We start from the raw sequence: 4,497 nt of genomic DNA on the forward strand, positions 1-4,497 counted from the left end.
GATGTACGGATGGGGAACGACCGTCAGCGCTCTTCAGCGTTGAGCCCGGCGACCAGCCCCGGCAACTCGGCGAGGCTGTGCACGCGGAAGGTCGGCACCGCGACGGCTTCCGGGTCGTCCCACTGGATGGTGGCCCACGGTCCGCGCCGGATGAGCGCCGTCTTGATGCCCACCTTGTCCGCCGGGCGGATGTCGTTGTCCAGCCGGTCACCCACGTAAAGGATCTCCTCGGCCGGGCAGGGGGCTGCGTCTGCCACGTGGGAGAAGAACGCAGGATCGGGCTTGGACACGCCCCAGTCATCGGACGTGGCGATGAAGTCGGTCGGGAGGTCGAGCGAGCGCAGTATGCCCCCGGCCCGCACGGTCTGGTTGCCCGCGATACCCACCCACAGACCGGCGTCCCGCAGCGCCGTCAGCGACGGCCGGACATCCGCGTACAGGTCGTTGTTGTCGAAGTGCTCGGGCTGGCCCGCCTGCGCCCGCTTCTCCCGCTCCGCGTACAGGTCGAAGCCAGGGCGGAAGACCTGGAACGTCTCTCGATAGTCCCGGCCTTGAGCGATCACCGCGCCGAACATCGCCGCGAACGTGTGCCGGGGCACCCCCAGCCAATCCGCCCACGTGCCGTACTCGCGCGTCTCGTCGACCAGGCACTCACCGACATCGAAAACCACAGCTCGGATCATGGTGAGCAGGGTAGGCCAAGTGGAGCGCGAGTTGCCGGGTGTGGCTGGCATTTTCACCACCACCCGCCGTCCGGCTCGGGTACCGCTCCCCGGGCCTGCCCGTTGGGTCCAGACCTATGTGGTGGTCGCGACGGAAGCTACTCGCTGAGACAGGGAGTGTGTGGCGCATATGACTGTGCCGACCTGCGGTTCGCCCAGTTCAGATAAATGCCCTGCCCGAGGCGTCGCCTAGCGCTAGCCTTCCAGTTGCGAGAAACCGTCACACACCGAAGCGTGGAGGGGATGAAAATCAACGCTGATTCACAGACCAATTCCAGCGTATGGAGTTACGAACTGGTACGCGCTGCCGACCAATTTGTCGCGCAGGCTACATCGATCGCAGAGATCAACCACGGCGTGATTCCTGAGATGGAGGCGAAGGCAGATCCTCATGGGATGGATTCCCTCGAAGAGGTTTACAAACATCTGTCCGCAGAGGACCTAGATGAGTTCAGTCGCATCGCCAGGAAGTTAGCTCAGGGTATCCTGGAGTACGTCGATCACAGCGAGAAAGGGGGTAGCGTCAAGCCATTCACCCTAAAAGTACGGGGCTCAGCGGGGGCCGCCCTTAACCACATGATTGCCTATTCATCTAGATTCCTCAGTGCCGACCCACAGCACCAGCTGCTGAGGAATTCCCTTCTGGTCTCTTCTATTTCTGGCTTTGAAATCCTTTTTGGTTGCATCGCGCGCGCAATCCTGAAGGTTAATCGAGCCGCCTTCAAAGAATCTGACCACGGATTTACCCTGCAGCAGCTGAGTGAATTCGATTCGCTCAGCGACGCCCAAGAATTTCTCATTGAGAGGCAGGTTTCAAAACTTCTGCACGAAAGTATAGATGGCTGGGATAAATGGATCAAACAGGCAAGTGGTGGGCTGTGCATGTCGAACCTCCCTGTAGACTGGATGGTTATCCGTGAAGGCTTTGCTAGGCGCAACCTCATGGTTCATGCCGACGGAGTGGTCAACCAGCTTTACCTGGGAGCTCTGAAAAAGCTTGACGCCCGCCGAGACTGGGGCGCTCAAACGGGCGAGAGGCTCAACGTAGGCGAGGAGTACCTGTCCCGATTCCTCCAAGAGCTAATAGCGTTGGGCAGGCTACTCTCTGTCGCCGTCGGGTGCAGGATGCATAAGCGCGACGAATCTTTTTTCTTGGGTAGCATTCAAATGGATATCTATCGCAGCACCATGTCGCAGTCTTGGAGAACGGTTATCGCTCTCTCTGAGTATTCGATGCGCTGCAATCCTCCCCGGGTCAAGAGGATTCAGGCCCAAGTGTCTTCTTGGGTTGCCCGGAAAGCGCTATTCGGCCTCGATGAAATCAAGGACGAGGTAGAGTCCTGGGATGTCACCGGGCTCGCCGTCGAATATTCGCACTGTAAGAGTGTGCTACTTGACAATAAAGAGGAGGCTATCGCTCAAATCCGCAGGCTATTAGCCACAAAGAAGTTGACGGTATTTGAGGTCGCCGTAAATCCACTCTATGGTGAATTGAGGGAATTTCTTGCGGATGGTTCGCCCGATAGGTTGCCTGCTGAAGTAGAAAACAGCGGCGAAGATCCTGGATAGGGAAGAGAAGGCAGCAACCCGACGGAGCAGGAGCGCTGCGTAATGACCACCTGCGACCGAGGGGGCCCCAGGTTCCTGCTTGATCTACGGACCAAGGGATCTGAAGTCGGGGGTTGTTGCCCGGTGGACTGGTTGCGTGACGGCAGTCGTTGACGGCAATAAGGGGGTACATCCCCGTATCGCGAGACTCTTCCGCGCACCGGGTGGGCTCAGGCGAGGCACCGAGAGGCTGATCACCGCACTGGCGTGACGACCTCCCCAAGCGCTGGTCAGCGAATGCTGTACAGCAGCGACGTGCTGGGACCACCTTGAACACAACGATGCCCTGTTCGGACTAGCTAAAGATGCGTTACCAGGCGCGACGTAGTTCCATCGGGGTATGCCGGATTCTACGAGTAATGAAAACGAAGCAGTAGAAGAGACGTTGGGAGAGAAGATCGATAGATTCAGTAGGCGCAACACTATCAACGTCATTCTGCTATGTTTGGCGAACCTTATAACAGCAGTCGGCGCGATATGGGGAGCGATACACGTTGCTAATGGCTGGTATGACAGCCATTTTGGCGATGACTGGAGGCGAGAAGAATATGGACGACTTTCAAAACTTCGCGCCGGTTACATATTTGATAAATTCCGTGAACAACTTGGCCAGCCATCCTACCGGTCGTCATTGAGTGCGGGGTTTGTGCAGAACAGTTTTCAGCGGCGGGATTACTGGGTAGACGCCGTGACAAAGGGCGATGTAGTGGTTGCGTACGCGATAACATCCTGCAGCAAGGATTTCAATCCGATTATCACCGTCCCCGGCGACAACCCGATGCGCAAAAAAGTGATCTTGAATAAGAGTACACTGGCGGATATGCTGGCCGATCCATTTGAAGAGGAAAAGCTCAGAGTGGGGAGCCGGGGCACTGCGAATAGTTACGTATTTATGACTTTCTATAACGGAAATGGCGGCAAGTATAGAGAGTATGCTGTGGGATTGAATGACGTATGCGACTGGAATCCGAACGACCGGTATCTTCATAACTCCTGGAGTGGTTGGTTTTGGAGTAATATGAAGGTTAAGCGAAAGAGCGAATGGGATTTCAATCTTCCATCCCTCAATAAGCCCGGGCGTGTCCTTGCGGCAAAATCCCTTGCAAATACCTATGCCGAGACGATGTCTGTGGTGCTTGGTTCGGTGCACCTGTTGGAGCTATATAAAGAGCAAATTGGCGTTAACAGGATAGCCGTTCGCTGAGTGTGGGCGGCTAGTCTCGACTCAGTGCTGAAATTCCGTGAAATGAATTCTTTTGAAAGCGCTGCGGCGCCAATCCTGCCCCCACGTACTATCCCTCGTCATGACGAGCCGGTAAGCAGACAACGGCGAACAACCGAGTACCCCCAAGCACCCCACGGCCAGGCCCAGTCTGGCCCAGGCGCGGCCTGAAGAGCGGTAGGTCATGGGTGCCGTACAGCAGTGAGGTACAGCAACCACCGCGACCGCAGCCCACCGCCACCAACCACAGCCGACCGACTGACCAGCCCGGCAGACCTCAGCGACCACCCCCAGCGTAGTTCGCATCGAGGGGGTCAGGGGTTCAAATCCCCTCAGGTCCACCGCAGCTCAAAGCCCCCGCCGGGAAAATCCGGCGGGGGTTTTGCTTGTGGGGGATTAGCCTGCGGGCATGTTCACCTCAGCCCTTGCCTTCGCGGGCGTCGCCGCGCTCATCAATGTCACTCCGGGGCTGGACACGCTGCTCGTGCTGCGAACGTCGGTGGCCCATGGGCGGAATGCCGGGCTGGCCGCGTCGCTCGGGATTCTCGCCGGTTGTCTGGTGTGGGGGTTCGCGACGGCGGTCGGGCTGACGGCGCTGCCCCCGGCCTCGCGTGTGGCGTACGACACGCTGCGGGTGGCGGGGGCGGCCTATCTGGTGTGGCTGGGGGCGTCGGCGCGGGCGGTCGCGGCGGGCGGCGGCGGAGGCGGAGCCGGAGGGTGCGGAGCCGGTGGACGGATCGATGCCGCGGGGGCGGTGGGCGGCGTTCCGGGCGGGGGTGGGGACCAATCTGCTCAACCCAAGGCCGGGGTCTTCTGCATGCGCCTGATTCCCCAGTTCACCGTTCCTAGAGACTGAGTGGGTGAAGCTCCTATAGATCGTCAAGCGGCTTGCTTGAACTGGTCAGCGGTGATGTGAGGGTGGGGTAGATGCCGGTAGACCTCGCG

Annotated in this window: 4 protein-coding genes; 3 read left to right on the top strand and 1 reads right to left on the bottom strand. The window is 58.9% G+C overall.

Features of this window, described 5'->3' with window-relative positions:
• Window positions 1–23 precede the first annotated feature (23 nt).
• The gene (locus ACH4SI_RS42035; RefSeq protein WP_398306364.1) at window positions 24–683 is read right to left on the bottom strand and encodes an HAD family hydrolase; all 660 of its coding nucleotides are present in this window, start codon (window positions 681–683) and stop codon (window positions 24–26) included.
• A 282-nt stretch (window positions 684–965) separates the two neighbouring features.
• Between ACH4SI_RS42035 and ACH4SI_RS42040 the strand changes: the two genes are divergently transcribed.
• From ACH4SI_RS42040 to ACH4SI_RS42050, 3 genes are all read left to right on the top strand, one after another.
• Window positions 966–2,291, top strand: a complete 1,326-nt coding sequence (locus ACH4SI_RS42040; protein ID WP_398306367.1) for a hypothetical protein — start codon at window positions 966–968, stop codon at window positions 2,289–2,291.
• A gap of 379 nt (window positions 2,292–2,670) precedes the next feature.
• Window positions 2,671–3,534, top strand: a complete 864-nt coding sequence (locus ACH4SI_RS42045) for an ETEC_3214 domain-containing protein (RefSeq protein WP_398306370.1) — start codon at window positions 2,671–2,673, stop codon at window positions 3,532–3,534.
• A gap of 427 nt (window positions 3,535–3,961) precedes the next feature.
• The gene (locus ACH4SI_RS42050; protein WP_398306373.1) at window positions 3,962–4,408 is read left to right on the top strand and encodes a LysE family translocator; all 447 of its coding nucleotides are present in this window, start codon (window positions 3,962–3,964) and stop codon (window positions 4,406–4,408) included.
• Window positions 4,409–4,497 lie beyond the last annotated feature (89 nt).

Origin of the sequence: Streptomyces sp. NPDC021212 (assembly GCF_044332925.1) — a bacterium.
GTDB lineage: Bacteria > Actinomycetota > Actinomycetes > Streptomycetales > Streptomycetaceae > Streptomyces.

What these genes read in the sequence shown, in the direction of transcription:
- ACH4SI_RS42040 (WP_398306367.1), top strand. Translation starts at nt 966, where the DNA reads ATGAAAATCAACGCTGATTCACAGACCAATTCCAGCGTATGGAGTTAC.
- ACH4SI_RS42045 (WP_398306370.1), top strand. Translation starts at nt 2,671, where the DNA reads ATGCCGGATTCTACGAGTAATGAAAACGAAGCAGTAGAAGAGACGTTG.
- ACH4SI_RS42035 (WP_398306364.1), bottom strand. Translation starts at nt 683, where the DNA reads ATGATCCGAGCTGTGGTTTTCGATGTCGGTGAGTGCCTGGTCGACGAG.
- ACH4SI_RS42050 (WP_398306373.1), top strand. Translation starts at nt 3,962, where the DNA reads ATGTTCACCTCAGCCCTTGCCTTCGCGGGCGTCGCCGCGCTCATCAAT.